Origin of the sequence: Mesorhizobium sp. CA8 (genome assembly GCF_020164955.1) — a bacterium.
Taxonomy (GTDB): Bacteria; Pseudomonadota; Alphaproteobacteria; order Rhizobiales; family Rhizobiaceae; genus Mesorhizobium.
In genome coordinates, this window is record NZ_JAIUHG010000023.1 from 59,416 (window position 1) to 85,225 (window position 25,810).

General features: G+C 63.3%; 20 protein-coding genes. 11 read left to right on the forward strand and 9 right to left on the reverse strand.

Going from position 1 to position 25,810, the window contains the following annotated elements; all coding sequences use genetic code 11:
* Window positions 1–288 precede the first annotated feature (288 nt).
* Genes LB553_RS22680 through LB553_RS22690 form a run of 3 tightly spaced genes read left to right on the forward strand, consistent with a single transcriptional unit; the run spans window position 289 to window position 4,049 of the window.
* The gene (locus tag LB553_RS22680) at window positions 289–1,209 is read left to right on the forward strand and encodes a carbohydrate ABC transporter permease (protein WP_224516528.1); all 921 of its coding nucleotides are present in this window, start codon (window positions 289–291) and stop codon (window positions 1,207–1,209) included.
* On the forward strand, window positions 1,209–2,066 hold the full coding sequence (locus LB553_RS22685) for a carbohydrate ABC transporter permease (RefSeq protein ID WP_224516529.1): 858 nt from the start codon (window positions 1,209–1,211) through the stop codon (window positions 2,064–2,066). Before LB553_RS22680 ends, LB553_RS22685 begins: the two co-directional genes overlap by 1 nt.
* Window positions 2,067–2,084: 18 nt before the next feature.
* Window positions 2,085–4,049, forward strand: coding sequence for a glycoside hydrolase family 127 protein (locus LB553_RS22690; protein ID WP_224516530.1), 1,965 nt, complete (start codon window positions 2,085–2,087; stop codon window positions 4,047–4,049).
* 12 nt (window positions 4,050–4,061) lie between these two features.
* On the opposite strand, the gene LB553_RS22695 is transcribed toward LB553_RS22690, so the two are convergent.
* The 4 genes from LB553_RS22695 to LB553_RS22710 all read right to left on the reverse strand — a co-directional run bounded on the left by LB553_RS22695 (window position 4,062) and on the right by LB553_RS22710 (window position 8,255).
* Window positions 4,062–4,868, reverse strand: a complete 807-nt coding sequence (locus tag LB553_RS22695) for an endonuclease/exonuclease/phosphatase family protein (protein ID WP_224516531.1) — start codon at window positions 4,866–4,868, stop codon at window positions 4,062–4,064.
* A 24-nt stretch (window positions 4,869–4,892) separates the two neighbouring features.
* Window positions 4,893–6,353: a phospholipase D-like domain-containing protein gene (locus LB553_RS22700; protein WP_224516532.1), complete on the reverse strand. Its 1,461-nt coding sequence runs from the start codon at window positions 6,351–6,353 to the stop codon at window positions 4,893–4,895.
* Window positions 6,354–6,511: 158 nt separating this feature from the next.
* Complete coding sequence (locus LB553_RS22705) at window positions 6,512–7,159, reverse strand: class I SAM-dependent methyltransferase (protein ID WP_224516533.1); 648 nt, start codon at window positions 7,157–7,159, stop codon at window positions 6,512–6,514.
* A gap of 37 nt (window positions 7,160–7,196) precedes the next feature.
* Window positions 7,197–8,255, reverse strand: a complete 1,059-nt coding sequence (locus LB553_RS22710) for an aminopeptidase (RefSeq protein WP_224516534.1) — start codon at window positions 8,253–8,255, stop codon at window positions 7,197–7,199.
* Here LB553_RS22710 and LB553_RS22715 point away from each other — a divergent pair.
* The 3 genes from LB553_RS22715 to LB553_RS22725 all read left to right on the forward strand — a co-directional run bounded on the left by LB553_RS22715 (window position 8,157) and on the right by LB553_RS22725 (window position 16,315).
* Window positions 8,157–8,522: a hypothetical protein gene (locus tag LB553_RS22715; RefSeq protein ID WP_224516575.1), complete on the forward strand. Its 366-nt coding sequence runs from the start codon at window positions 8,157–8,159 to the stop codon at window positions 8,520–8,522. The two genes, LB553_RS22710 and LB553_RS22715, sit on opposite strands and share 99 nt — an antisense overlap.
* A 76-nt stretch (window positions 8,523–8,598) precedes the next feature.
* The gene (locus LB553_RS22720; protein WP_318011518.1) at window positions 8,599–14,250 is read left to right on the forward strand and encodes a HAMP domain-containing protein; all 5,652 of its coding nucleotides are present in this window, start codon (window positions 8,599–8,601) and stop codon (window positions 14,248–14,250) included.
* 19 nt (window positions 14,251–14,269) lie between these two features.
* Window positions 14,270–16,315, forward strand: coding sequence for a response regulator (locus LB553_RS22725; protein WP_224516536.1), 2,046 nt, complete (start codon window positions 14,270–14,272; stop codon window positions 16,313–16,315).
* Between the two features lie 26 nt (window positions 16,316–16,341).
* Here LB553_RS22725 and LB553_RS22730 read toward each other — a convergent pair whose 3' ends face one another.
* Together LB553_RS22730 and LB553_RS22735 are read right to left on the reverse strand one after the other, a co-directional pair.
* A complete protein-coding gene (locus LB553_RS22730) occupies window positions 16,342–16,575 on the reverse strand; it encodes a hypothetical protein (protein WP_224516537.1) in 234 nt (77 codons plus the stop codon).
* A 107-nt stretch (window positions 16,576–16,682) separates the two neighbouring features.
* Complete coding sequence (locus LB553_RS22735) at window positions 16,683–17,432, reverse strand: DUF899 domain-containing protein (protein WP_224516538.1); 750 nt, start codon at window positions 17,430–17,432, stop codon at window positions 16,683–16,685.
* 121 nt (window positions 17,433–17,553) lie between these two features.
* On the opposite strand from LB553_RS22735, the gene LB553_RS22740 reads away from it, so the two are divergent.
* The 3 genes from LB553_RS22740 (at window position 17,554) to LB553_RS22750 (ending at window position 20,547) form a co-directional block, all read left to right on the forward strand.
* Window positions 17,554–18,771 carry a helix-turn-helix domain-containing protein gene (locus LB553_RS22740; RefSeq protein WP_224516539.1) on the forward strand — a complete coding sequence of 406 codons (1,218 nt, stop codon included), beginning with the start codon at window positions 17,554–17,556 and terminating at the stop codon, window positions 18,769–18,771.
* Window positions 18,772–18,804: 33 nt separating this feature from the next.
* Complete coding sequence (locus LB553_RS22745) at window positions 18,805–19,809, forward strand: zinc-dependent alcohol dehydrogenase family protein (RefSeq protein ID WP_224516540.1); 1,005 nt, start codon at window positions 18,805–18,807, stop codon at window positions 19,807–19,809.
* A 96-nt stretch (window positions 19,810–19,905) separates the two neighbouring features.
* The gene (locus LB553_RS22750; RefSeq protein WP_224516541.1) at window positions 19,906–20,547 is read left to right on the forward strand and encodes a DUF5074 domain-containing protein; all 642 of its coding nucleotides are present in this window, start codon (window positions 19,906–19,908) and stop codon (window positions 20,545–20,547) included.
* Window positions 20,548–20,572: 25 nt separating this feature from the next.
* Here the strand turns inward: LB553_RS22750 and LB553_RS22755 are convergent, their stop codons facing one another.
* The 3 genes from LB553_RS22755 to LB553_RS22765 all read right to left on the reverse strand — a co-directional run bounded on the left by LB553_RS22755 (window position 20,573) and on the right by LB553_RS22765 (window position 23,759).
* Entirely contained in the window at window positions 20,573–21,661 is a 1,089-nt protein-coding gene (locus LB553_RS22755; protein ID WP_224516542.1) for an acyltransferase family protein, read from the reverse strand.
* 107 nt (window positions 21,662–21,768) lie between these two features.
* Window positions 21,769–23,031: an MFS transporter gene (locus LB553_RS22760; RefSeq protein WP_224516543.1), complete on the reverse strand. Its 1,263-nt coding sequence runs from the start codon at window positions 23,029–23,031 to the stop codon at window positions 21,769–21,771.
* Complete coding sequence (locus tag LB553_RS22765) at window positions 23,028–23,759, reverse strand: MBL fold metallo-hydrolase (RefSeq protein WP_224516544.1); 732 nt, start codon at window positions 23,757–23,759, stop codon at window positions 23,028–23,030. The genes LB553_RS22760 and LB553_RS22765 overlap by 4 nt, the downstream gene beginning before the upstream one ends.
* A gap of 107 nt (window positions 23,760–23,866) precedes the next feature.
* Between LB553_RS22765 and LB553_RS22770 the strand changes: the two genes are divergently transcribed.
* Together LB553_RS22770 and LB553_RS22775 are read left to right on the forward strand one after the other, a co-directional pair.
* Window positions 23,867–24,547, forward strand: a complete 681-nt coding sequence (locus LB553_RS22770; RefSeq protein WP_224516545.1) for an ArsR/SmtB family transcription factor — start codon at window positions 23,867–23,869, stop codon at window positions 24,545–24,547.
* Between the two features lie 289 nt (window positions 24,548–24,836).
* Complete coding sequence (locus LB553_RS22775; protein WP_224516546.1) at window positions 24,837–25,667, forward strand: class I SAM-dependent methyltransferase; 831 nt, start codon at window positions 24,837–24,839, stop codon at window positions 25,665–25,667.
* Window positions 25,668–25,810: the final 143 nt, after the last annotated feature.

The following is a 25,810-nucleotide window of genomic DNA, read 5'->3' on the forward strand; positions in this document are numbered from 1 at the left end:
AGCCAAGGCTCTGACCGGCCGCCCGCCCCGTCTCCCTGGCCGGGCGGCCGGGGACCGTATCGCTGAATAGACTGGAACTGACGCGTTGAGAAAGCTCACTCACCAATTTGAGGCGCCGCGAGGTTCGCCTTCCCTTCTCCCCTTGTGGGAGAAGGTGGATCGGCGCGCAGCGCCGAGACGGATGAGGGGTGTTCCAGGAAACGCCGGCGTCTCACTCCGCTGGAACACCCCCCATCCGGCCGCTTCGCGGCCACCTTCCCCCACAAGGGGGGAAGGGGAGGCGCAGCCATGACTTCCATCGCCGCAACCTCCATGCCGGCCCGGACACGCACAAGAGTAGGCCGCCGGCAGTGGATCGGCCTGCTCTATGTCCTGCCGGCCGTCGCTCTGGTCACCGTCTTCTTCGTCATCCCGCTCGGCATGACGGCGTGGATGTCGCTGCACAATTGGCCGCTGATGGGCGAGCATGCCTTCATCGGCCTCGATAATTATTTCGCGATCCTGCGCGACACGCGCTTCTGGAATGCGCTGAAATTCACCTTGTACTACACGGTGATCGTCACCATCGCGATCTTCGCCGTCGCCTTTCCGCTGGCGATCTTCATCGAAAAGCCGCGCCCGCTCACCAATCTCTACCGCACCGCCTTCTTCATGCCGGCGGTGGTCGGCTTCGCCTCGGCGAGCCTGCTCTGGTCCTGGCTGCTCAATGTCGATTCCGGCCTGTTCAGCCCGGCCGCTTACCACCTCGGTCTGACCGCGAAGAAGGTCAATCTTCTCGCCACCTTCCAGCCGGCCTTCTGGTCGATCATCGCCATGGTGGTGTGGAAGGTCGCCGGCTTCACCATGATCATCCTGATGACCGGCCTGCAATCGATCCCGCAGGATCTGCAGGAGGCGGCCGTCATCGACGGGGCAGGGCCGTTCGCCAGGTTCAGGGCGATCACGCTACCCTTGATGCGCCGCACGCTGGCGCTGGCGCTGATCCTGTCGGTGGCGGGCTCGATCCTCGCCTTCGACCAATTCTACATCATCCTGCGCGGCGGCCCGCGCAACCAGACGCTGACGGCGGTCTACTGGATCTTCAACCAGTCCTTCGTCTCGTTCAAGCTCGGCTACGGCGCCGCGCTCTCCATGGTGCTGCTGGTCATCCTGGTGGCGCTCAGCCTCATCCAGCTCTGGCTGCTGCGCAAGCCCGAGGGGCTCGACTGATGGCCGGCGCGATGTCGCAAAGGCGGAAAGTCGGCTTCAGCCTGGCCAGGCACTCCACCGGCGTCATCGCCTCGGTGTTGTTCCTGGCGCCGATCGTCTGGACGGTGCTGTCGACCTTCAAGCCGGCGCAGGAAGCGCGCCAGCCGCCGCTGCCGCCCTGGCCGACCACCGGCTTCTCGATCGAGAACTATGAGACGCTGAACTCCTTCGGCGACGGGCTCTGGGTCTCGGCGCAGAACAGCATCTATGTCTCGGTTATGACGGTGCTGCTCTCGGTGCTGGTCAGCGTGCTCGCCGGCTACGGCTTCTCGCGCTTCCGCTTTCCCTTCCGGGATTTCTTCTTCATCCTGATCCTGTCGACGATCATGATCCCGTTCCAGTCGATCCTGACGCCAATCTTCCTGGTGCTGACGAAGCTCGGCTTGCACAACACGCTGACCGGGCTGGTCTGCGTCTATGTCACGCTGCAACTGCCTTTCTCGATCTTCATGATGCGCAACGCCTTCGACGCCGTGCCGCGCGAGATCGAGGAGGCGGCGCGTATGGACGGCGCCAACAACGTCACCATGCTGGTCAAGGTTATGCTGCCGCTGGTCTGGCCCGGCGTCGTCACCATCGCGCTGTTTGCCTTCCTCGGCGCCTGGAACGAGTTCCTGGCGGCGCTGGTGCTGATGACCGACCAGTCCAAATTCACTCTGCCGGTGATGATGACCGCGCTTCAGTCCGGCCGCTTCGGCGCCATCGACTGGGGCGCGGTGCAGGCCGGCGTCACGGTGATGATGGTGCCCTGCCTGATCCTGTTCCTGGCGCTGCAGCGCTTCTACATCCGCGGCCTCATGGCCGGGGCCGTCAAGTAATTCGAATGGAGTGAAATCATGACCGCATCGCAGCCCGCCGCGCAGACCGGCACCTCCGCCAGGCCGAAGCTCGCCTTCCGGCCGTTGCCAGTGCCGCAGGTCGATGTCCGCGGCTTCTGGGGCGACCGTGTCGAAGCGGTCGCGACGCGCACCACCGAGATCCTCTACGACCGCTGCGTCGAGGCGCGCATGCTGGAACAGATCGATCCGGACGTGCCGTCTCCGGGCGTCGTTATTCCTTTCCATGTCAGCGACGGTTTCACCGCGCGGACCGTGACGACGCAGATGTTTTGGGATTCAGATTGGGGCAAGACGATCGAAACCGCCGCCTATTCGCTCTACCGCCGCCGCAATCCCGATCTCGAGAAGAAAATCGACGCCGTCATCGACATGTACGGCAAGCTGCAGCAGGAGGACGGCTATCTCTCCAGCTGGTACCAGCGCATCCAGCCCGGCCTGCGCTGGACCAATCTGCGCGACTGCCACGAGCTTTATTGCGCCGGCCATCTGATCGAGGGCGCGGTCGCCTACTACCAAGCGACCGGCAAACGCAAGCTGCTCGACATCATGAGCCGCTATGCCGACCACATCGCCGACACTTTTGGCCCGGAGCCTGGCAAGCGGAAGGGCTATTGCGGCCATGAGGAGATCGAGCTGGCGCTGGTCCGGCTTGCGCGCGCCACCGGCAACGGCAAATATATGAAGCTGGCTAAGTATTTCATCGACCAGCGCGGCCAGCAGCCGCATTATTTCGACGAGGAGGCGCTGGCGCGCGGCGCCGATCCCAAGGATTTCCACTTCAAGACCTATGAATACAACCAGTCGCACAGGCCGGTGCGCGAGCAGGACAAGGTCGTCGGCCATGCGGTGAGGGCGATGTATCTCTATTCCGGCATGGCCGATATCGCGACCGAGTATGGTGACGATACGCTGAAGGTCGCGCTCGAGAGACTCTGGGACGATCTCACGACGAAGAGCCTCTACGTCACCGGCGGCCTCGGCCCGTCGGCCGACAATGAGGGCTTCACCAACGACTACGACCTCCCCAACGAGACCGCCTATGCCGAGACCTGCGCTTCGGTCGGCCTGGTGTTCTGGGCAAGCCGCATGCTGGGCATGGGCCCGAACGCCCGCTACGCCGACATGATGGAGCGGGCCTTATACAACGGCTCGATCTCAGGGCTGTCGCTCGACGGCTCGCTGTTCTTCTACGAGAACCCGCTGGAGAGCCGCGGCGGCCATCATCGCTGGAAATGGCACCGCTGCCCGTGCTGCCCGCCCAACATCGGCCGCATGGTGGCCTCCATCGGCAGCTACTTCTACGGCCTCGCCGACGATGCGCTGGCGGTGCACCTCTATGGCGATTCGACTGCGCGCTTCGAGATCGCCGGCCGGCAGGTGACGCTCGTCCAGACCAGCAGCTATCCCTGGGACGGCGCGATTGCGATCGAGATCGGGCCGGAGGCGCCCGTAGAGTTCACGCTTCACTTGCGCATACCAGCATGGTGTCGCAACGCTGTGTTGAAAGTGAACGGCAAGCTGGCCGATCTCGAAGCGGCGACAGTCGACGGCTATGCCGCGATCCGCCGCGAATGGCGCCAGGGCGACAAGGTCGAGCTCGACCTCGAAATGTCGATGGCGCGCCTCTTCGCCAATCCGCAGGTGCACCAGGACATCGGCCGCGTGGCGCTCGCGCGCGGCCCGCTGATCTACTGCGTCGAGGAAACCGACAATGGCGGCGGGCTGCATCGCATCGCCTTGCCGCGAGAGGCAAGGCTCGAGGCCCATAAGGAGCCGAACCTGCTCGGCGGCATCGTCACCCTTTCGGCCATCGGCAACAGGGCCGAGGCGGAAAACTGGGGCGCCGATCTCTACCGCCCCGAACCGCCGGCGACGCGGGAAACGAAACTCAAGGCCGTTCCCTACTTCGCCTGGGACAATCGCGACCCCGGCGAGATGCTGGTCTGGCTGCGGGAAGGGTGAAGGCGGCCCATCTCAAAGATGCACGAAGGCCGTCAGCGGCAGGTGGTCGGAGGCGACCCGCGACAGCGGCGTGTCATGCGCCTCGACGCCTGAAACCAGGTCGTGCCGGTTGCCCATGATGCGGTCGAGCGCCAGTAGCGGCAGGCCCGACGGGAAAGTAGGGACCGCCGGCGTCGGGCCGAAGGTCGTGTGCAGCGTGTTCAGCGCCGAGCGGTTGCCGAGCCGCCACTCGTTGAGGTCGCCCAGAAGCAGCGTCGGCCTCTCGTCGGCGCTGCTCATGATGTCGAGCACGACCCGGGCCTGTTCCGAACGCGAGCGGCGCAGCAAGCCGAGATGGGCGGCGATGACGCGCAGCGCCCGTTTCTCGTCAAGATCGATCTCGGCGACCAGCGCGCCGCGCGGCTCCAGCCCCGGCAGCTTGATCTGGTGGACGTCGCGCACGGTGCCGCGCTTGAACAACAGCACATTGCCGCGCCAGCCATGCCCCTTGCCGTTGCCGCTGACCGGCACCGGCACCAGCCCCGTTTCCAGCTCCAGGCGGGCCAGGTCGAGCAGCCCGGCCCGGTCGCCGAAGCGATTGTCGGCCTCCTGTAGCGCAATCACGTCGGGGCTGATTTCGCGGATGACGCGCGCCGTTCTTTCAGGGTCGAATTTGCGGTCGGTGCCGACGCATTTGTGGACGTTGTAGGAGGCAACGACGATTTCCGTGTCGTTGACGCGCTTGCGCGGCGTCGCCTTCGCCTTGCGCGCGCTTCTGCTGCGGATCGAGAGCAGCACGGTCTCGGGGAGGCTGCGTCCTTTGATGTCGTCTATCTCCATGATCCTGCTGCTCGATTTCCTGCTCTAAAGATAGGGCGATCCCAGCCACAGCAAACGGTCGAAGACGCGGATTGCGAACGGCCTTGCCTTCAGCGTCTGCAGCGTCACCGGCTGAGCGGTCGAGATGGCGGCCGCGATGCGGGCGTCGATCTGGGCGGCGAAATTTTTATCCAGCACTTCCATGTCGATCTCGAAATTCAGCCTCAGCGAGCGGGCGTCCAGATTGGAAGAGCCGACATAGGCCCACACGCCGTCGATTGCCATCAGCTTCGAATGGTCGAACGAGCCTTCATGGCGCCAGACGCGGCAATAGTGCTTCAAAACCTGGTCGAACTGCGCCGTCATCGCATGGTCGACGAGGAAAAGATTGTTCACCGCCGGCACGACGATATCGATTTCGACGCCGCGCCGGCCGGCGGTGGTCAATGCGCTGATGAACTCCCGGTCCGGCAGGAAATAGGGCGACATGATGCGGATCGACTTGCGGGCGACCGAGAACGCGCCCATCAGCAGCTTCAGGTTGGTTTCGTTGGACGCGTCTGGCCCGGTCGCCACCGCGCGCACCAGCATCGGCTGCCCCGGTGGCGGCACGGCGCGCTCGACCTGCCAGGGTCCGTCTTTCAACGCCTCGTTGCCGGCGAAGCGCCAGTCCTCGGCGGCAACCGAGAACAGATCGGCCACCACCGGCCCGGTGACCTCGAAATGGGTGTCGCGCGAACTGTCGGAACCGGCCAATTCGGCCGAGAATCCCTTGCGGATGTTCATGCCTCCCGTGAACGCCACCCTGCCGTCGACGACCAGGATTTTCCTGTGGGTCCTGAGATTGGCATAGGGAAGTCTCAGGCCCATGACGATGTTGCCGTTGAAGAGGTCGACGGTGACATCGGCCTCCCTGAGCTGCTTTAGGATGCTGGGCACCGAGTAGCGCACGCCGACGGCGTCGATCAGCACGCGCACAGTGACGCCGCGCTTGACGGCGTTGCCGAGCGACTGGACGAAAAGCGCCCCGACCGCGTCATTGTCGAAGATATAGGTTTCCAGAAGCACGCTCCGTTGCGCCGCGTCGATCGCACGGCACATCGCCGTATAGGCCTCGTCGCCGGTCTTGAGCACCGCAATGGTGTTTCCCGAGGTGAGCGGGCGCCGCGCGACCCTGTCGCCCAGCGTCTTCAGCCCGGTGAAACGCTGGCCGAATTCGGCGTTGATCAAGGCTTCCAGCGCAACGTCCCGGTCATGCCTCGCGGCGGCGGCCTCCGGCGAGACTGGGCGCATGGCGCTGATCGTCGCGCGGCGGATGCGGTTGATGCCGGCAATGGCGTAGATGATCGCGCCGAGGAAGGGCGACAAAAGCATCACGCCCACCCAGCCGGTGGCCGCGCGCACGTCCTCCTTCGTCATGATGGCATGCACGCTGCCCACCGCCGCCATCGCCAGCGACAGGATCAGGATAAGCGTCGACCAGTGACTCGCAATCGCCTCGAACATCGGCCCGACTATTGTGCGAGCCGGCGCGGAAGGCAATGCGGACGGATCATTCCTGCGCTCATTCGGATGGCTGAAACCGAGTGGCAAGAACCGCTCTCATCCGCTCGGCCAGTTCCGCTACCGGGTTCATCAGAAGATATGTCGGCAGGGCCGCCGGCCTACGGCTTCCTGAAGAAGCCCGACAAAATGTTCGGACCCGCTTCTCCCAGCCGCAGCCTAATCCCGTCCTCGAAACAGTTCAGCGTCACGCATTCGAAGCCGCTATGCGCTAGGAGCGCTACCAGCGAGTCACGGTCGAAATGGTGCAGATGCTCGTTGGGCAGGCGCATGCGCCACGTCCGGAACCACGCGTCGCCGTCGGCGCCGAGCTCGCGCCAGCGGCAATAAGGGACGGCGACAGCTAGGTGGCGGGTCTGAAGGCGGGAAAGGAAACCGAGATCCGGGATATGTTCCAGCACGTCGAACATGGCGACGAGGTCCCAGGTGCCGGCGAGCGCCTCATGCCAATTGACAAAGCGGACACCCTTGGGCAGGGGAAACTCGGCGATATCGCAGCCGGCGCAGTCGGCGACTCCGGTTATCTTCGCGGCTTCGATGAACGTGCCCGTGCCATATCCGATTTCCAGCACCGAGCGAGGAATCTCGCCGGTGATGCCGAGCACCCAGCCAAGCCGCTGATAGCCGAGCTTGATGGTGCGGTCGCTCAGGTCCTCGTAATAGGAGATGTATTTCTTGTCGTATTTGATCGGTGTGAAATCGATCTGGTGGATCACGCCGAACCTGTCCACCTCATAATTGTCCAACATTGCCCGCGCGGCCTCCGAATGCCGATCCCTTACATGATCAATGACACGCAGCCACGGTCCTAAGCGCTTCGGCTCGGGAAGGTGCAGGCAAATTCCCAATCCGCCGAACGGAAGCATAGAATCTTGGATAATCGCCCGAGCACAAGTCGAACAAGCGGAGAAACGCCGGAACCTCTTCGCCGTAGACGGCCGTCGCCGCGAGCTTTGCGTTGTTGATGGGGCTATCGAACCAGGCGTCGTATCCACGGTATCCGGCCCAGCGCTTGTCGCGCATCTGCCGGTAGCGCGCCCGCAGCCTGTCGATCGTGGCTGCCTTGGCCGCGGCCATCTGCTCCTTACTACGCGGGCTCCCGTAAACCTGCCTCAGCTCGTCCCGCGTTTTCGATATCAGTTCGAGAAAATCTGCCTTGCGCTTGCGATCGGCTTCGTAGCTGCGCAATCCGGCGCGATTGCCGGTGGCACGGAGCCATTTCCTCGTACCGGTGGTTTCGACGGAAACCGCGAAAGCCTCGTTGAACGCGGAGTCGCCGTTCACATAGATTTTCTGATGCGCCAGCTCGTGGAAGATAAGACTTGCCAGGTAGGTGTCGTTCTGACGCAGCATGGTGCTCAGCAGCGGATCACTGAACCAGCCCAGCGTGGAGTACGCCGTGATACCTGTCACATAGACGTCCAGCCCCTGTCGCTGCAGCTCAGCAGCATTTTCGAGCGCGTCTTTCCGCGAAAAATAACCCTTGTAGGGAACGCAGCCGAATACCGGAAAGCACCATGTTACCGGCGCAAGCGAGAATTGCGGCGCGGCGAAGACCGCCAACGTCACATCGTTCCGACCGACGTCGACATAACTGCGGTAGCTATTGTTATCGGGCAGCGCCAGTTCTTCCGTGGCAAAGCGGCGTATGGCGCTGGCCGACGTCAACTTGGCGCGCAATGGTTCCGGCGTCGAGGGGTCACGGATTAGCTTCGCAACATTCTTGCGCGCCGCCATGATCTCAACATGGCCCTCCAACGACTGCGCATAATAGGAAATGCTCGTGCATCCGGTCACGGCGGAGGCCAGGATCGCCGCGGCAAGCAATCGAAAAACGCCATTCAAAGCCTGCCCACCCGCCTGCTCATCTCCGATGGAGCCAATGTCTCCATTTGCTCCAATGTCTCAACAGGCGCGCCTATTTTCGTCAAGACCTGGAGGGAGCAGCGGCCCGATTTTCGATTTTGGCAGGATCGGCGTCCGTCTATTCGCCACGCGGCGCTCAACGAAGATGTCGCCGCTCATAAAATGGAACCGAAATACGGTTCGGGCGTTGTGGCCCTCGCGGGAGTGTGTCCGCGAGGGGAATTTTTCATTCACGACAAGTCTTGATCGTTATCCGCCAGGGCTGTGAGGGGGCGCTGTGAGTACGCTGAGATCCAAACCGCAGTTGGACCGCCGCCAGATTTTGAACGCCCTCAAAGCCTTCCGGCGGGGCGACTTCTCTGTGCGCATCGACAATGTCTATGAAGGGCTCGATTCCGATATCGCAGAGACCTTCAACCAGATCGTGGAGATCAACGATCAGGTCACGCGCGAGTTCGAGCGGCTGAGCAGGATGGTCGGCAAGGATGGGCGGATCGGTGAGCGCGGCCATGTGCGCAATGCCACAGGCAGCTGGGAAAAAAGCGTCCGCTCCGTCAACGATCTGATCGAGGACATGGTCCAACCGACCACGGAGGTGGCTCGCGTCATTGGTGCGGTTGCCAAGGGCGATCTGTCACAAACCATGATGGTGGAGATCGACGGTCGGCCTCTGCGAGGCGAGTTTCTCCGTATCGGCAAGGTCGTCAACACGATGGTCGGGCAGTTGGGGTCCTTCGCTTCGGAGGTTACGCGCGTTGCCCGCGAGGTGGGCACCGAAGGCAAGCTGGGTGGCCAGGCGCGGGTGAAGGGCGTGGCCGGCACCTGGAAAGACCTGACGGACAACGTCAATGCCATGGCGACCAATCTCACAGGGCAGGTCCGCAATATCGCCGAGGTCACCACGGCCGTCGCCTCGGGCGATTTGTCGAAGAAAATCACCGTCGACGTGAAGGGCGAGATCCTGGAGCTCAAGAACACCATCAACACGATGGTGGACCAGCTCAATTCATTCGCCTCGGAAGTGACGCGCGTGGCGCGCGAGGTCGGCACCGAAGGCAAGCTCGGCGGTCAGGCCCGCGTGGAGGGTGTCGGTGGCACCTGGAAGGACCTTACCGACAACGTCAATTCGATGGCCGAAAATCTGACCGGGCAGGTTCGCAACATCGCCGAAGTGACAACGGCCGTCGCGCTCGGCGACCTGTCGAAGAAGATCACCGTCGACGTGAAGGGTGAAATTCTCGAACTGAAGAACACCATCAACACGATGGTGGACCAGCTCAACTCGTTTGCTTCGGAAGTGACGCGCGTGGCGCGCGAGGTCGGTTCCGAGGGCAAGCTGGGCGGCCAGGCCCAGGTACGTGGTGTCGCCGGCACGTGGAAGGATCTGACTGACAATGTGAACTCGATGGCCGAAAACCTGACCGGGCAGGTTCGCAACATCGCCGAAGTGACGACGGCGGTCGCGTCTGGCGATTTGTCGAAGAAGATCACGGTGGCGGTCCAGGGCGAGATCCTGGAGCTCAAGGACACCATCAACACCATGGTGGATCAGCTCAATTCTTTCGCATCGGAGGTGACGCGCGTTGCCCGCGAAGTTGGCACCGAAGGCAAGCTTGGCGGCCAAGCCGACGTGAAAGGCGTCGGCGGCACCTGGAAGGACCTGACCGACAGCGTCAACCTGATGGCTGCCAATCTTACAGGCCAGGTGCGCAATATCGCCGAAGTCACCACGGCCGTCGCGCGCGGCGACCTGTCGAAGAAGATCACTGTCGACGTCAAGGGCGAAATCCTGGAATTGAAAGACACCGTCAACACGATGGTGGATCAGCTCAACTCCTTCGCCTCGGAAGTGACGCGCGTGGCGCGCGAAGTCGGCTCGGAAGGCAAGCTTGGCGGACAGGCCCACGTCGAAGGCGTCGGCGGCACCTGGAAGGATTTGACCGACAATGTGAACGCAATGGCGGGCAATCTTACGGTCCAGCTGCGTGACGTCTCCAAGGTCGCGACCGCGATTGCCACCGGCGACCTGACCCAGAAGATCACGGTCGATGCGCTGGGCGAGATCCTGCAGATCAAGGACGTCATCAACACGATGGTCGACCAGCTCAACTCGTTTGCATCGGAAGTGACGCGTGTTGCGCGCGAGGTCGGCTCGGATGGCAAGCTGGGCGGGCAAGCGCAGGTTCGCGGCGTGGCCGGCACGTGGAAGGATCTGACCGACAATGTGAATGCCATGGCCGCGAACTTGACCGGTCAGGTGCGCAACATCGCCGAAGTGACCACCGCCGTGGCACTCGGCGATCTGTCGAAGAAGATCACCGTCGACGTCAAGGGTGAGATTCTGGAGCTGAAGTCGACGATCAACACCATGGTCGACCAGTTGAACTCATTCGCCGGAGAGGTGACCCGAGTCGCCCGAGAGGTCGGCACCGAGGGCAAATTGGGCGGCCAGGCCCAGGTCCGCGGCGTCGCCGGCACCTGGAAGGATCTCACCGATAACGTGAATTCCATGGCCGAAAACCTCACCGGCCAGGTGCGTAACATCGCCGAAGTGACCACCGCCGTCGCACGCGGCGATCTGTCGAAAAAGATCACCGTGGACGTCAAGGGCGAGATTTTGGAGCTGAAATCGACGATCAACACCATGGTCGATCAGCTGAACTCTTTTGCCGGGGAGGTGACGCGCGTGGCGCGCGAGGTCGGCACCGAGGGCAAGCTCGGCGGCCAGGCTCGCGTCGAGGGCGTTGCCGGCACCTGGAAGGACCTTACCGACAACGTCAATCTGATGGCCACCAACCTCACGAACCAGGTGCGCGGCATCGCCGATGTCGTGACCGCGGTGGCGCAGGGAAATCTGCGCCGCAAGCTCACTGTCGATGCCAAGGGCGAGATCGCCTCACTGGCCGATACCATAAACGGCATGATCGAGACGCTCGCTACCTTTGCCGACCAGGTCACCAACGTCGCGCGTGAGGTCGGCATCGAAGGCAAGCTTGGCGGCCAGGCTCGCGTGCCGGGCGCGGCCGGGCTCTGGCGCGACCTGACGGACAATGTCAATCAGCTCGCAGCCAATCTCACGACCCAGGTGCGTGCCATCGCTGAAGTGTCGACCGCGGTGACCAAGGGTGATCTGACGCGCTCGATCAGCGTCCAGGCGTCAGGCGAGGTGGCGGCGCTCAAGGACAACATCAACGAGATGATCCGCAACCTCAAGGATCAGACGCTCAAGAATGCCGAACAGGACTGGCTGAAGACCAATCTGGCGCGGTTCTCGCGCATGCTGCAGGGCGAGCGCGATCTGGCGACGGTGTCGCGCCTGATCATGTCTGAGCTGGCGCCACTGGTGAACGCGCAATACGGCGTGTTTTACGTGACCAACCGGGAAGAGGACGAGTCCTATCTCGAGCTTGCGGCGTCCTACGGCGCCGAGAGCAAGGCCTCGATGAAGCAGCGGCTTGACCTGCGCGAGGGCCTCATCGGCCAAAGCGCTGCCGACAAGCGTGCGATCGTCCTCGACAATGTGCCGCCCGACTTCCTGCGCATCACAACCGGCCTCGGCAACGCCGCGCCGGCCAATGTCATCATCCTGCCCGCGCTCTTCGAAGACGAGGTCAAGGCGGTGATCGAGCTCGCCTCCTTCAGCGAATTTCGCGATACGCACCAGTCGTTCCTCAATCAGCTGATGGAATCGGTCGGCATCGTGCTCAACACGATCGCGGCGACGATGCGCACCGAAGGTCTGCTCAAACAGTCGCAGCTTCTGACCTCTGAATTGCAGGCGCGCCAGACGGAACTGACGAAGAAGCAGGAGGAACTGCACGCCACCAACGAAGAACTCCAGGAAAAGGCCCAGCTGCTCGAAAACGAAAAGAAGCAGGTGGAGAACAAGAATCTGGAAATCGAAATGGCTCGGCGGGCGCTCGAGGAGAAAGCCGAACAGCTCGCGCTGACCTCCAAGTACAAATCCGAATTTCTGGCCAATATGAGCCACGAGCTGCGCACACCGCTGAACTCGCTGCTCATCCTCTCGAATCTGCTGGCCAGCAATCAGCAGGGCAATCTTAACGACAAGCAAGTCGAGTTTGCCCGGACCATCAATTCGGCCGGAACTGACCTGCTTAGCCTCATCAACGACATTCTCGATCTGTCGAAGATCGAGTCCGGTACTGTTTCCGTCGAGATCAATGATATGCCGCTGGCGCATCTTCGTCAGCACATGGAACGTACATTCCGTCAGTTGGCCGCCGACAAGGGACTGGGCTTCACCATAGAACTTGATCCGGGCCTTCCGGAGACGGTGCGCACCGACGAGAAGCGGCTGCAGCAAATTGTGCTCAACCTGTTGTCGAATGCATTCAAATTCACATCGACCGGTGAGGTCAGCCTCACCTTCAGGCCCGAGAAGACCGGGCGGCGCAACGGTGTTCAGGCGCCCAAGGCGGTGGCCATCGCGGTCACGGATACCGGCATCGGCATTCCCGAGGACAAGCAGAAGCTGATTTTCGAGGCTTTCCAGCAAGCCGACGGCACCACCAGCCGAAAATATGGCGGCACCGGGCTTGGCCTGTCTATCAGCCGTGAGATCGCGCGGCTGCTGGGAGGCGAACTGAGGGTTGAGAGCACCCCCGGCAAGGGTTCGACATTCACGCTCGTCATCCCCATCGAAGGTCCGCGGGCGGTTCCGCAACCCGTGATCGTCGAACAGGACGTGATGGTTCCCACGGGCAGTGTTTCGGTTCCCGAACTGATCGACGACCGGGATGCGCTTTCTCCTGAAGACCGGGTCGTGCTGATCGTCGAGGACGATCCCACCTTTGCGGGACTGTTACTGGGCATGGCGCGCTCGGCAGGCCTCAAGGGCGTCTTGTCCACCGCGGGCTCCGGGACGGTGGCGCTGGCGAGGAAGCTGGTGCCGGATGCAATCACTCTGGACCTCGGCCTTTCGGATATAGATGGCTGGGTGCTGTTCGATCTTCTGCGGCACGACCCCAAGACCGCAGGCATCCCGATACACGTCATCTCGGGTGCGGAAGATACGGCGGGCCTGTTGCGCAATGGCGCCGCCAGCGTCTCGACAAAGCCGGCATCATCGGACGACCTCATGAAGGTGTTCGAGGACATTCATTCGAGCAAATTGCGCCTGCAGCGCAATGTCCTGATCGTGGATGCCGATCCCGAGCGGCGGCTTGCCTTGGTCGAAGCGATCCGCGATGGCGTCACGTCCGTCACGCCTGTCGGCCGGATCGCCGCAAATGGCCGGGGAATAGACTTCGACACCTATGACGCGATCGTGCTGGGCTTCGGGAGGTCGGGCAAGGACAACGCCAAGATGATCGAGGGAATCGCGGCCTCGCTCGAGAGCCTGTCATCCAAGCTTGTGTTCTTCGCACCGTATCCGGAAGCCCTCGAGCAACTGATCGGGCTGAGACCGGAGTTGGCGGATGTTGCCCGTGCCGAGAATTTTAGCCAGTTGGCGCTGCTGATGTCGGCAACCCTGCCGCGGGATAGTCGTACCAACGGGGCTGCAGCCTCCCCACGATCGGATAGGTCCGATCTTGCCGGCGCCAAAGTTCTCATCGTCGACGACGACATTCGCAACATCTATTCGCTGACCAGCGTGCTCGAAACATATGGCATCCAGGTTTTGCATGCCGAGCGGGGTCGCGACGGCATCGCGCTGCTCGAGCAAAATCCAGACATGGACGTCGCGCTCATCGACATCATGATGCCTGAGATGGACGGTTATGAGACCATGCGGCAGATACGGGGCATGCCGCCAATCGCGCACGTCCCTCTGATCTCGGTGACCGCCAAGGCCATGAAAGGCGACCGGCAAAAGTGCCTTGATGCGGGTGCTTCAGATTACATAGCCAAGCCCGTGGATCTCGACCTTCTGCTCGCGCTGCTCCGGGTCTGGATCGGGCGGTCGAGACAACACGCGCAGCCATCGGAAAAGCTCCTGGCGGTCATGTGACGGTTCGTCGATGCAAAGAATGCTGAAGACCAAGCCCGAGCATCAGCCAGCCTTGCCGGAGGTCACAGAAGGCGCCCGGATCCTCGCCGTTGACGATGACGATCGCAATCTCATGGCGATCAGCGAAGTCTTGGCCGGAGTGGGCGAAGTCGTTTGTGCGCACACTGGCGAGGAGGCGCTGCGGTTCCTTCTGAAAGAAGACTTCGCCGTCATCCTGCTGGATGTGCTGATGCCGGGGCTGGACGGATACGAGACCGCCTCATTGATCCGCCAACGCGAGCAGTCGAGACGCACCCCCATCATCTTCCTGACCGCGATCAACAAGGAAGAAGCGCACATGCTGCGCGGTTATGGTGCCGGCGCGGTCGACTTCGTCTTCAAGCCCTTCGATTCGGTCATGCTGCGCTCGAAGGTGGCCGTGTTCGTCGAGTTGCACGAGAAAACCCTGGAAATCCAGCGCAAGGCGATTGTGGAGCAGAAACTGCTGGAGCGGGCCCTGGAGTCGCAAAAGTCGAGGCTCGAGGCGGAACGAGCCTTGCGTGCCGCCGAGCAGCGCCAGGAGGCCATCCTGCAATCGGTGCCGGTATGTTTTCATGCGCGATCCCTCGAACCGCCTTTTGACGCCAGCTTCGTCACCAGCGGGATCGAGCGATTGACGGGATTTTCTCCCGAGCGGCTAACATCGGAACCCGGCTTTGGCCTTAGTCGTGTGCATCCGGACGACTTGCCCGATGTCGAGGCCGCGCTGCGTGGCGCCAAAGCGGCCGGCTCCTATAGCTGCGAATTCCGATGGCAGTGCGCGGATGGCAAATACCGAAGTTTCCTGGACCAGGGCATCATCCTGCATAATCCCCTGGAAAATACGGACGAAATTGTTGGCACGCTGCTCGACATCACCGAGCGGCGCGAGCTGGAAGACAGGCTGCTCAAGGCGCAGCGTCTTGACGCCATCGGCAAGCTTACCGGCGGACTTGCCCATGATTTCAACAACCTGCTTGCGGCAATCCTCAGCGGGCTCGGGCTGCTCGAGCGCAGCACCGCGCTCGACGAGCAGGGAAAAAAAGTGCTCGACCTTACAAGGCGCTCGGCCAAACAAGGCGCCGACCTGGTTAATCGCATGCTCGCCTTCTCCCGGCGTCAGCATCTGAAGCCCGAACCTTTGCAACTGGCGACGCTGGTGGAGCCGCTCTACGGGCTCGTCGGGCCGGTGCTCGGAGGCCTGGTTCGTTTCGAATGGCAAATCGACAATTCGGTTTGGCCGGTGCTGGTGGACGCAGGCCAGCTCGAACTCGCCCTCATGAACCTGGTTTTCAACGCGCGCGACGCAATGCCCACAGGCGGTTCGATCACGATATGCGCTGAAAATCGCACGACCGACGGTCGCTCCGACGAACTGGGGGCGGGCGACTATGTCGTCATCTCGGTCATCGATACCGGCTCGGGCATTCCGGCCGATCTCGTGGCGAAAGTCATTGAGCCCTTCTTCACGACGAAAGCCGTCGGCAAGGGCACCGGCCTGGGCCTGAGTACGGTCTACGGGTTTGCGAAGCAGTCGGGCGGCACGCTTCGGATCGAGAGCGTTGTCGGGCGAGGCACGGCGATGCACCTGTGGCTGCCGCGATCATTGAAGCAACCGGCCCGGTCGGTCGAGCAGCGCCAGGTCAGCCAACCTCGCATGAACGGCAACGGCGCCCAGCCGTCGATCCTGTTGGTCGACGACAGCGATGCCTTGCGCGAGTTGACGGCGGCGTCGTTGAGGCAAAGCGGCTTCGATGTGACATGCGCAGCCGGCGGCGCCGAGGCGCTGGCCAGGATCGAGAAGGCGCCGCAGGATTTCGACGTGATCGTCACCGATTTTGCCATGCCGCTCGTTTCAGGTCTGGACGTGATCCGATTTGCGCGCAACCTCAAGGCGGATTGGCCTGCGGTCATCATCACCGGATACGCCGACACCAAGGCAATCGGCGATCTGCCGGCGGATGTTCCTTTGCTCGCGAAACCCTACAAAGACCAGGAGCTGGTCAACTCTATCCTGCTGGCGAAACAGACGTTTGGCCGGAGCTGAGATGGAGACCGGCGATGTCGTCGATTTCACCCCCGCCTCGCCAATAGCCGCAGCCATGGCGCAAGATGGAAAGCCGCCATCAGGAGATACATCAGCGCCATGCCGCTGAGCACCGAGGCGCCCGGCATGCACATCATGTCGTGGCCGTCATAGGCAATTGTCAGCAGGGCCATCGCTGCGAAGGTCGGCGCCGCGGCGAGGCAAAGCCAGTCGGCGAGGCCGAAGCCGCTCAGGCGAGGGGCGGGATTGTCGATGCTCATGGTGTCCACCTTCTGAAGCGGTCAGGGTTGCAATCGCCGGAGAGAGGGAAGGGCTTGGCGAGATCGGCTCCGGCGGCGCGGGTCGCGCCACCGGAGTCGCTTCACGCTCAGGCATTCTTGTTGCGGAACGCCGCTTCGCCGACATCCGATACCTCGACCCATCTCTGGTCGGGCGCGGCGCCTTCCTCGTAATTGTCGTGCCAGTTCCACCATTTGTAAGTCTGGGTCTGGGGATAGCCCTCGGGCGAATCCTCCCACACCTCCTGGCGGCCGAGCGGCGTGACGTCGAGATAGCTCCAGACGGTGCCAAAGGCTTCGTCGCCGCGGTTGTTGACGAAATAGGTGCGGAAGATGCGCTTGCCGTCATGGATGAAGACGTTGTGGCCGTGCCATTCGTCGACGCCGAAATCCTTATCCCAGCTGTCGGTGATGGTGTACCAGGGCATCTTCCAGTCCATCCGCTGCTTCAGCCGCTGGATGTCGGCCTGCGGCGCACGCGAGGCATAGGCAAGCGTGGTGTCGCGGGCGTTGAGATGGGCGAGGTTGCCGACCTGGTCGGCGCCGAGCGAGCAGCCGCGGCAGGCATGTTCGGGCCAGCCATAGACGCCCGGCTCGAAGAAGGCGCGGTAGATGACGAGCTGGCGGCGGCCTTCGAAGAGGTCGAGCAGGTTCATCTTGCCGTTCGGGCCTTCGAACACATAGTCCTTCTTGACTTCCATCCACGGCATGCGGCGGCGTTCGGCGGCCAAAGCGTCGCGGGCGCGGGTGAGCGCCTTTTCCTTAACCAGCATCTCTTCATAGGCGCCTTCCCAGGCTTCCTGCGAAACGACCGGCGGTGTCTTCATGTGTTGGGTCATTGCTCTTGTCCCGTTCTTGGGTTTGGTTGGGGGTGACGAGGACAGACATAGGGCCGCATCCGGCGATGGTGAGAGTTACAAGTGTGGCGCGATTTGCTGCGGCGGGCCTTGAGGCGATGGCATGGATTCGCTGATCAACGCTGCCGGCCGCGCGCTTGCGGCAGGCGATCCGCTCGGCGCCTTGAAGCGCGTCGCGCTGCGCGACGACGCGCCGGCGCTGGCGCTGCGCGGCATCGCGATGGCGCAGCTCGGTGATTTCGCCAAGGCCAAGGCGCTGCTGAAGGACGCCGCCCGCGCCTTCAGCCCGAGGGAAGCGGTGGCGCGTGCGCGCTGCATCGTCGCCGAGGCGGAAATCGCGCTGGTCTCGCGCGACCTCGGTTGGCCGGAGAGGGCGCTGCGTGCCGCAAGGGCGACGCTTCAATCGCATGGTGATCGCTTGAATGCCGCTTATGCGGGCAGCCTCGAGGCGCGCCGCCTCATCCTGATCGGCCGCCTTGACGAGGCCGAGCGGCTGCTCGCGGACTTCGATCCGACGCCGCTGCCGCCGGTGGCGCGCGTCGCGCATGAACTGGCCGCGGCTGGCATCGCCGTCCGGCGCCTCAGGACAAAGGCGGCGCGCTCGGCATTCGGCCGGGCATCGCTTGCCGCCTATCAAGCCAACATCCCGGCATTGAAGGCCGAGGTCGAAGCGGCGTCCCTGGTGCTGAACACGCCGGTCGGCCGGCTGATCGCGCGGGGCACCGAGAAGGAACTGCTGCTCGATGAGGTCGAGGCGCTAAGTTCGGGCGCGCTGGTCATCGATGCTTGTCGCCACGTCGTGCGCGAAGGCGGCTCGGTGGTCTCGCTGGCGACCCGGCCGGTGCTGTTTGCGCTGGCGCGCACACTTGCCGAGGCGTGGCCGGCTGACGCATCGCGCGAGATGCTGCTTAAGCGCGCCTTTCGGGCGAAGCACGCCGATGAATCGCATCGTGCACGGCTGAGGGTCGAGATGGGTCGCCTGCGAGCCGAGCTCGCTGAGCTTGTCGAGATCAATGCGACCGCCGGCGGCTTTGCGTTGACGCCGCTCAACGCCGCCGAAGTCGTCGTGCTGGCGCCGCCGGTCGAGGACGAACATGGCGCTGTGCTGGCGTTCCTGACCGATGGCGAGGCTTGGTCGAGCTCGGCGCTGGCGATCGCGCTTGGCGCCAGCGCGCGCACCGTGCAGCGGGCGCTGGAGCAGTTGTCGGCCGAGCACAAGGTGCAGGCGGTCGGTCGCGGCCGGGCGCGCCGTTGGATGATGCCGCCGGTGACCGGATTCCCGACTGTCTTGTTACTCCCCGGTCCGCTGCCGAGCGACTAGTTTGCCGGTACTCGGTATCGAGGGACAGACGTCATGAAACTGATCAGACTAAGAGCGCCCGGCGGCCTGGAAAAACTTTCGCTCGTCGAGGAGGATCGGCCCGAGCCCGGACCGGGCGAGTTACTGGTCCGAATCCGGGCATGCTCGCTGAATTTCCACGACAGCATGGTTGCAACGGGCAAGAAGCCCTGCGCCGACGGCCGCATTCCGCTGTCCGATGGTGCTGGCGAGGTGATTGCCGTCGGGGAGGGCGTCGACGCATTCGAGACCGGCGATGCCGTTGTCAGCTGCTATTGGCCCAATTGGCTGGGTGGCGAGGCTACGCCCGCTACCAAGCGGGGCGAACTGGGCGATGATGTCGATGGCTATGCAAGGGAATATGCCTCGATGCCGTGGCATGCTTTCACGAAAGCGCCGGCGGGTTACACCCATATGGAGGCGGCTACACTCAGTTGCGCCGGGGTAACCGCCTGGAGGGGCCTGGTGGTGTGCGGTCAGGTGAGGCCCGGCGATACGGTGCTGGTCCTCGGCGCGGGCAGCGTGTCGTTGTTCGCGCTGCAGTTCGCCAAGATGGCGGGCGCCCGTGTCATCGCGACGTCTTCCTCCGATGACAAGCTCGAAAAGCTCAGGCGACTCGGTGCCGATCATCTTATCAACTACAAGGCCGTGCCCGACTGGGGGCGGAAGGCCAGGGACCTGACCGATGGGCGCGGTGTCGATCACGTGGTCGAGGTCGGCGGCCCCGGCACGCTGACGCAGTCGATAACGGCCTGCAGGATGGGCGGCCACATCGCGCTGATCGGGGTGTTGACCGGCTTTGCCGCAGAAGTGTCGATCCCAGCGCTGTTTTCCAATCAGATACGCATCAATGGAGTTTCCATCGGCAGCAGAGCTGATCAGGAAGATATGATCCGGGCGATAACGGCCAACGGCCTGAGGCCTGTTATCGGCCGTAGCTTTCCGCTGCGCGATATTGCCTCGGCTTTCCGGGCGTATGAGAGCCAGAAGCATTTCGGCAAGATCTGCGTCGAGCTCTGAGGCGGTTCATAAATTCCCGACTGCGTTGTTGCTCCCAGGTTTGCAGCAGAGCGGCTAAAGTCGAAGCTGACACAAGAGACCGATGAGGATTGGAAGATGAAACGAGCCGCTGCCGAGATCCTGCGTGAATATGGACCCTTTCCGGACGCCGAGCGCGTCAATGGCGTCACCTATGATGGCAAGAATGTCTGGTTTGCCACCGGCGACAAGTTGAAGGCCCTCGACCCGGAGAGCGGCACCATCGTGCAATCGATCGACGTCGCCTCGCATGCCGGAACCGCTTTCGACGGCGAGCACCTCTACCAGATCGCCGAGGACCGCATTCACAAGGTCGACCCGAAGACCGGCGAGGTCGTCGCCACCATTCCCGCGCCGGGCAATGGCGGCGATTCAGGCATGGCCTGGGCCGAAGGTTCGCTTTGGGTCGGCGAATACCAGGCCCATAAGATCCACCAGATCGATCCCGAAACGGGCAAGGTGATCCGCAGCATCGAGTCGAAACGCGTTGTCACCGGCGTCACCTGGATCGACGGCGAACTCTGGCATGCCACTTGGGAAGGTGAGGAGGGCGATCTGCTGCGCATCGATCCCGAGACGGGCGATGTGCTGCAGGAGGTAGCGATGCCCTCCGGTGTGTCGGGACTGGAATCCGATGGTGAGGGCTGCTTCTTCTGCGGCGGCGGCAGCAGCGGCAAGATCAGGGCCGTACGTCGGCCGGGACACGACGCTGGCAAATAACGGATAGCCGAAACGGGCGGCCTGATCAGGCCGCTTCGCGCGCCTGCCGCGTCATGGGCTCGCTGGACGCCTTGGCGGCTGTCGGCCTGTCGAAATGCGCCCAGGCCGGCCGCTCGAACAGGAAGGTGCCGAAGCCGACGCGCTGGACGATGAAGTAGAGCACCACCGGGCTTATGACCGAGACGAGCAGCACCGCCAGGCTGAGCATGCCGGTATCGGTGAGGAGGCCGCTCGCCAGCATAACGCCCCGGAAGATCGACATCGGGATGGTGAAGGCGACATAGACGACCAGCGAATGCTCGCCGAGCCAGCGCAGCCATTCCATGGAAGCGAATTTCGACAGGAAACCGCCGGCAACGCAGAGCGCCACGGCGCCGGCGACGGCAAGGGACAGATGCAGCGGCGGCCATGCCGCCAGGCCCATCTGCATGCCGACCGGCTGCATCGCATAGCCCGGCGAATAGACGAGCAGGCCGTTGACGAGGGCCCAGGCGAGCAGGCCCGCAACGGCGATCGCCGGCCGCGCCTGCGTCCATTCCACCAACCGGAAGATCAGCGGCGCCAGCACGAAGCCGAGATAGAAGAACACGAAATACGCCGCGAACTGCTCGAGCGCGTAGCTGTCCGGCTTCGGCGCCCACATTTGCAGCGCGGCGGCGAGCGAGATGACGATCCAGTGCGGCACGCGAAGCTCGCGCAGCACGCGGATGGCGATCCCGAATACCGCAAGCATGTAGATGAACCACAACACGCCATAGGGCTGGACGACCGCCATTGCGAGGTCGTGCAGCATGCCGGCGGGATCGCCGCTGAAGATGCCGATCTTCAGCCCGATCGAGATGACCGCCCAAAGCACGTAGAAATAGAGGTAGTGGACGACGCGGCGGTCGACATAGCGCCGCCATGGCCGGTCGATCACCTGCGACAGGAACAGGCCAGAGATCAGGAAGAATTCCGGCATTCGGAACGGCGTCGCGAAGCCGATGACATAATGCAGGAAACCGACGCCGCCGGTATATTCGCCGGTGTTGTAGGCCGAATACATCATCACCACCAGGATGATGGACAGGCCCTTTGCCGTGTCCACCCACGGCATGCGGTTCGGATTGCTCATGAACGATCTCGAGGAAATTTACCTGTCCAGATTGTAGCGGACAGGTACGTCCCGCGCAGCATCAAGCTTCCATTAACGTAAACGCGGCCCTCGTTTCGCAGGCGATCTCAACTATCGCGCGATGTCGGAACCGCGGTGGCGGAACGCGGCTCACGCATCGTCACCGCGACGATCGCGCCCGACAGGAAGGTCAATGCGGCAATGGCCGCGATCGCTGCGACGAAGCCGAAGAAATCGGCGATCAGGCCGGCGGACAGCGCCCCGATCGCGTAGCCGAGGTCGCGCCAGAAGCGATAGACGCTGAGCGAGCGTGCCCGCCAGGAGGGATGCGATGCGTCCGACACGGCCGCGATCAGGCTCGGATAGACCATTGCTGTGCCGAGGCCGAGCAGAAGGCTGGCAAGCAGCCACCAGCCGAAATCGCGCGTCAGTGCGGTGGTGAGGAGCCCTGCCGCCTGCACCCACATGCCGGCGACGATCAGCCCCTTGCGGCCCCAGCGGTCGCTCAGCGGTCCGGTCGCAACCTGAAGGATGCCCCACACCGCCGGATAGATCGCCTTGAGGATACCGATGCGCTCGATGCCCAGCCCATTGGCGACGAAGAAGAGCGGGAAGAGCCCCCAACTCATGCCGTCATTCAGGTTGTTGACCAGGCCGGCCTGCGAGGCGGCGAACAAATTGCGGTCGCTGAACGAGGTCAGCATGAAGATCTCGCGGAAACCGAGTGGTGAAGCTGCTTTTGGATGGTTGGCCAGCTCCAGCCGCACATGCTCGCGGGTGTCGCGCACGAGCAGGATCGACAGCGCCGCACCCAGAACCGCATAGCCGACGCCGAGATAGATCGGCACCGGACGCAGCCCGTAGCGGCTGGCCAGATAGCCGGTGAGGAAGGCCGTGACGCCGACGGCGAGGTAGCCGGCGAACTCGTTGAGGCCGACGGCGAGCCCACGCGATTTGGGCCCGACCAGATCGACCTTCATGATCACTGTCATCGACCAGGCGAAGCCCTGGTTGATGCCGAGCAGCGCGTTGGCGGCGACGATCCAGCCCCAGCTCGGCGCCCAGATGATGATGAACGGCACCGGCAGGCCGAATAGCCAGCCGAGGATCAGCACGCGCTTGCGGCCCCATTTGTCGGCAAGCTGGCCGGAGACGAGGTTGGCGCAGGCCTTGACCACACCGAAGCTGACGATGAAGGAGACGACCAGCGTGGTGGAAGCGACGCCGAATTCCTCCGCGCCGATCAGCGGCACGACGGTCCGTTCGATGCCGACCATGCCGCCGACAAAGGCGTTGATCAGCACCAGGAGCGAAAACTGCTTCCAGTTGGCCTTGAGGCCGAGCGCGACGGCGGACGCCGCTGTGCTCAAGGTTTCGCTCCGGCATTGACGGCCCGGGTCCGGGCGGCCTCCGGCGGCGGGGGAGGGATGTCGGCGGTCATGGCGGCTACGAACTCACCCTCGTCCCCGATGCGGAACGCCTTGTTGAAGCGCCGCTCGAAGCCGATTGTCGATGTCGGCTTGCCGCTCAGCGAACGGCCGCACACCGAGCCTGAATAGGCGCCCGGCAGCACCTCGATATGGTCCGGCAATTCTTTTAGCCGGCGCACGCTGGCATAGAGCGAGCGCGCTCCGTCCTCGGCGCTTGAAGCAAGCTCGGTGCGGCCGAGATCGCCGACCATCAGCGTGTGCCCGGTGAGCACGAACCAGGGTTCGGCCGACCGCGTCCGGTCGGTGACCAAAAGGCTCAGATGCTCCAGCGTGTGGCCGGGCGTGTGCATCACCGTCGCCGTCACATTGCCGAGCTCCAGCACCTCGCCATCCTTGACACGCCGGAACGGGAAGTCGGCTGCAGCACCTTCGAACAGCACGTATTCGGCGCCGGTCGCTTCGGCCAGCGCGCGTCCCGCCGAGATATGGTCGGCATGGATGTGCGTGTCGACAACATAGAGGATGCGCATGCCCGCGGCATTCGCCGCCTCGACATAGGGCGCGGTGTCGCCGAGCGGATCGACGACTGCCGCGGACGCCTTGCCGCCGCAGCCAAATAGATAGGAGGCGGCCACCGGGTCGGTGTGCAGGAACTGCCTGAGAATCATCGCTTCCCCTCCGAACGAGCAGCTGCGCCGCGGGGAAGTCGCTCCGCTTGACAGCAATGGTCGAAACCGTCATTCAATTATTCCATTGAATGACGGCAGAAAGGCCAATGTCAATCCGCAATCCGAAACAGGCGCTCTACGAACAGTTCGCGATCGTCGCCAAGGCGCTCGGCCATCCGCTGCGCTTGGAGTTGATCGAGCACATCGCGCAAGGTGCGCGCAGCGTCGAGGCGCTCGCCGCGAAGCTTGAGCAGCCGGTCGCCAACATCTCCCAACATCTGCAGGCGCTGCGCCGCGCCGGCATCGTCTCGGCCGACCGGGATGGAAAATTCGTGCACTATTCGCTCGCCGATGCAAGCGTGCTTTCCGCCTTCGCCGCCGTGCGCGGCGTCGCCGAGCGGCAGCTTGCCGAGGTCGACCGCATCGTGCGCGGCTATTTCGACGCGCTCGACGACATGCGACCGGTCACGCGCGAGGAGCTCCAGACGCTGATGCGCGATGGGCTGGTGACGCTGATCGACGTTCGCCCGGCGGACGAGTTCGCGCTCGGCCATGTGCCGGGCGCCATCAACGTCCCGCTGGGGGAGGTCAAGGCCTGGTCAGCCGACGCCACTGTCGGCCGCGAAATCGTCGCCTATTGCCGTGGACCGTGGTGCGTGATGTCCTTCGAGGCGGTGGCGGCGCTGCGCTCGCTCGGGCATGCCGCGCGCCGGCTGGAGGACGGCATGCCAGAGTGGCAGGCCGCAGGTTTGCCGGTGGAAGCGGTGGCCGATATTGCGGCTGATTGATCGGAATGCGCGCGATCCGAAGCCCACTGAGAGTCAATCGTGACGCTTGATTACAATGGCGAATGCCTTGAGTGGGCCGGCTTCTGACAAGCTGCCTTTCAGGCCAAGCGGCGGAAAAGCTGCCACAAGCGAATGAAGTTTATGACGTGGACGCCTGCCACATGGTGGCTCGAACACGGTTCAAATGCTATGACAGGCGCATCGACTGAGCCGGGGAATGTCCGGTGGCGCTGTCGAGCGATTGTAGGACGGTGATGATCCGCGAGCTTGCACCAAAGGGGCGATGATCATGGAAGCGGCGCCGCGTTCACAGGTTGCTGACCACTACGCGCGAGGCACCCTGATCGCAGATATTCGTGATGGTCTTGCCGCCATGGGGAAGACCGAAAGCACGGTCACCGCCGAGGACCTCTCGCCGGTGGACGAGTTTCACATTGGCGGCCGCGCCGCCACGGGAGAGTTGGCAGGGCAACTTGCGCTCACTGCCAAGGATCGAGTGCTCGACATCGGCTGCGGCCTCGGCGGACCGGCGCGGCAGATCGCTGCGCGCTACGGCTGCCACGTGAACGGCATCGATCTCACTCGCGACTACGTCGAAGCCGGCAATGTGCTCTCCAGTTGGCTGCATCTCGAGGAGCGCGTCTCTTTGCGGCAAGGCGATGCTTTGGCGCTGCCCTTCGCGGATGGATCGTTCACCGCCGCTTACATGCTGCACGTTGGAATGAACGTTGCCGACAAGAGCGCACTATTTTCGGAGATTGCGCGGGTCCTGCGCGCGGATGCGCGTTTCGGTGTCTTCGACGTCATGCGCACTGGAGCCGGCGAGCTGTCTTATCCACTGCCATGGGCGAGTACTGCAGATACGAACGCGCTCGCCGCGCCGGAGCAGTACCGCGACGCGCTTTCCGCGGCAGGGTTCGAGATATTGTCGGAACGCGAGCGGCGCGATGTTGCGCTTGACCATTTCGCGCGGCAGCGCGCCCAGGCGGCCACAGGGCAGGCAGCACTGGGGGTCCAGACACTCATGGGAGCGCGGCGACCCCAGATGGTCCGAAATATGATCGAGAGTATTTCAGCGGGCCAGCTTGCACCGATCGAGATTATTGCCCGAAGGCGGTGATTCCTGCGTTCGAGTTCGATCTGGCTCTGGCAGGAAACGCAACGTCTGCTCCGGGTCAGGACTCGAACCAACGCGACCGCCGTGCACGCCCGCTTTTGGTAAGCAGCAGCGCTGACCTCAACGGCCGCCGCTGGTCACAGGCG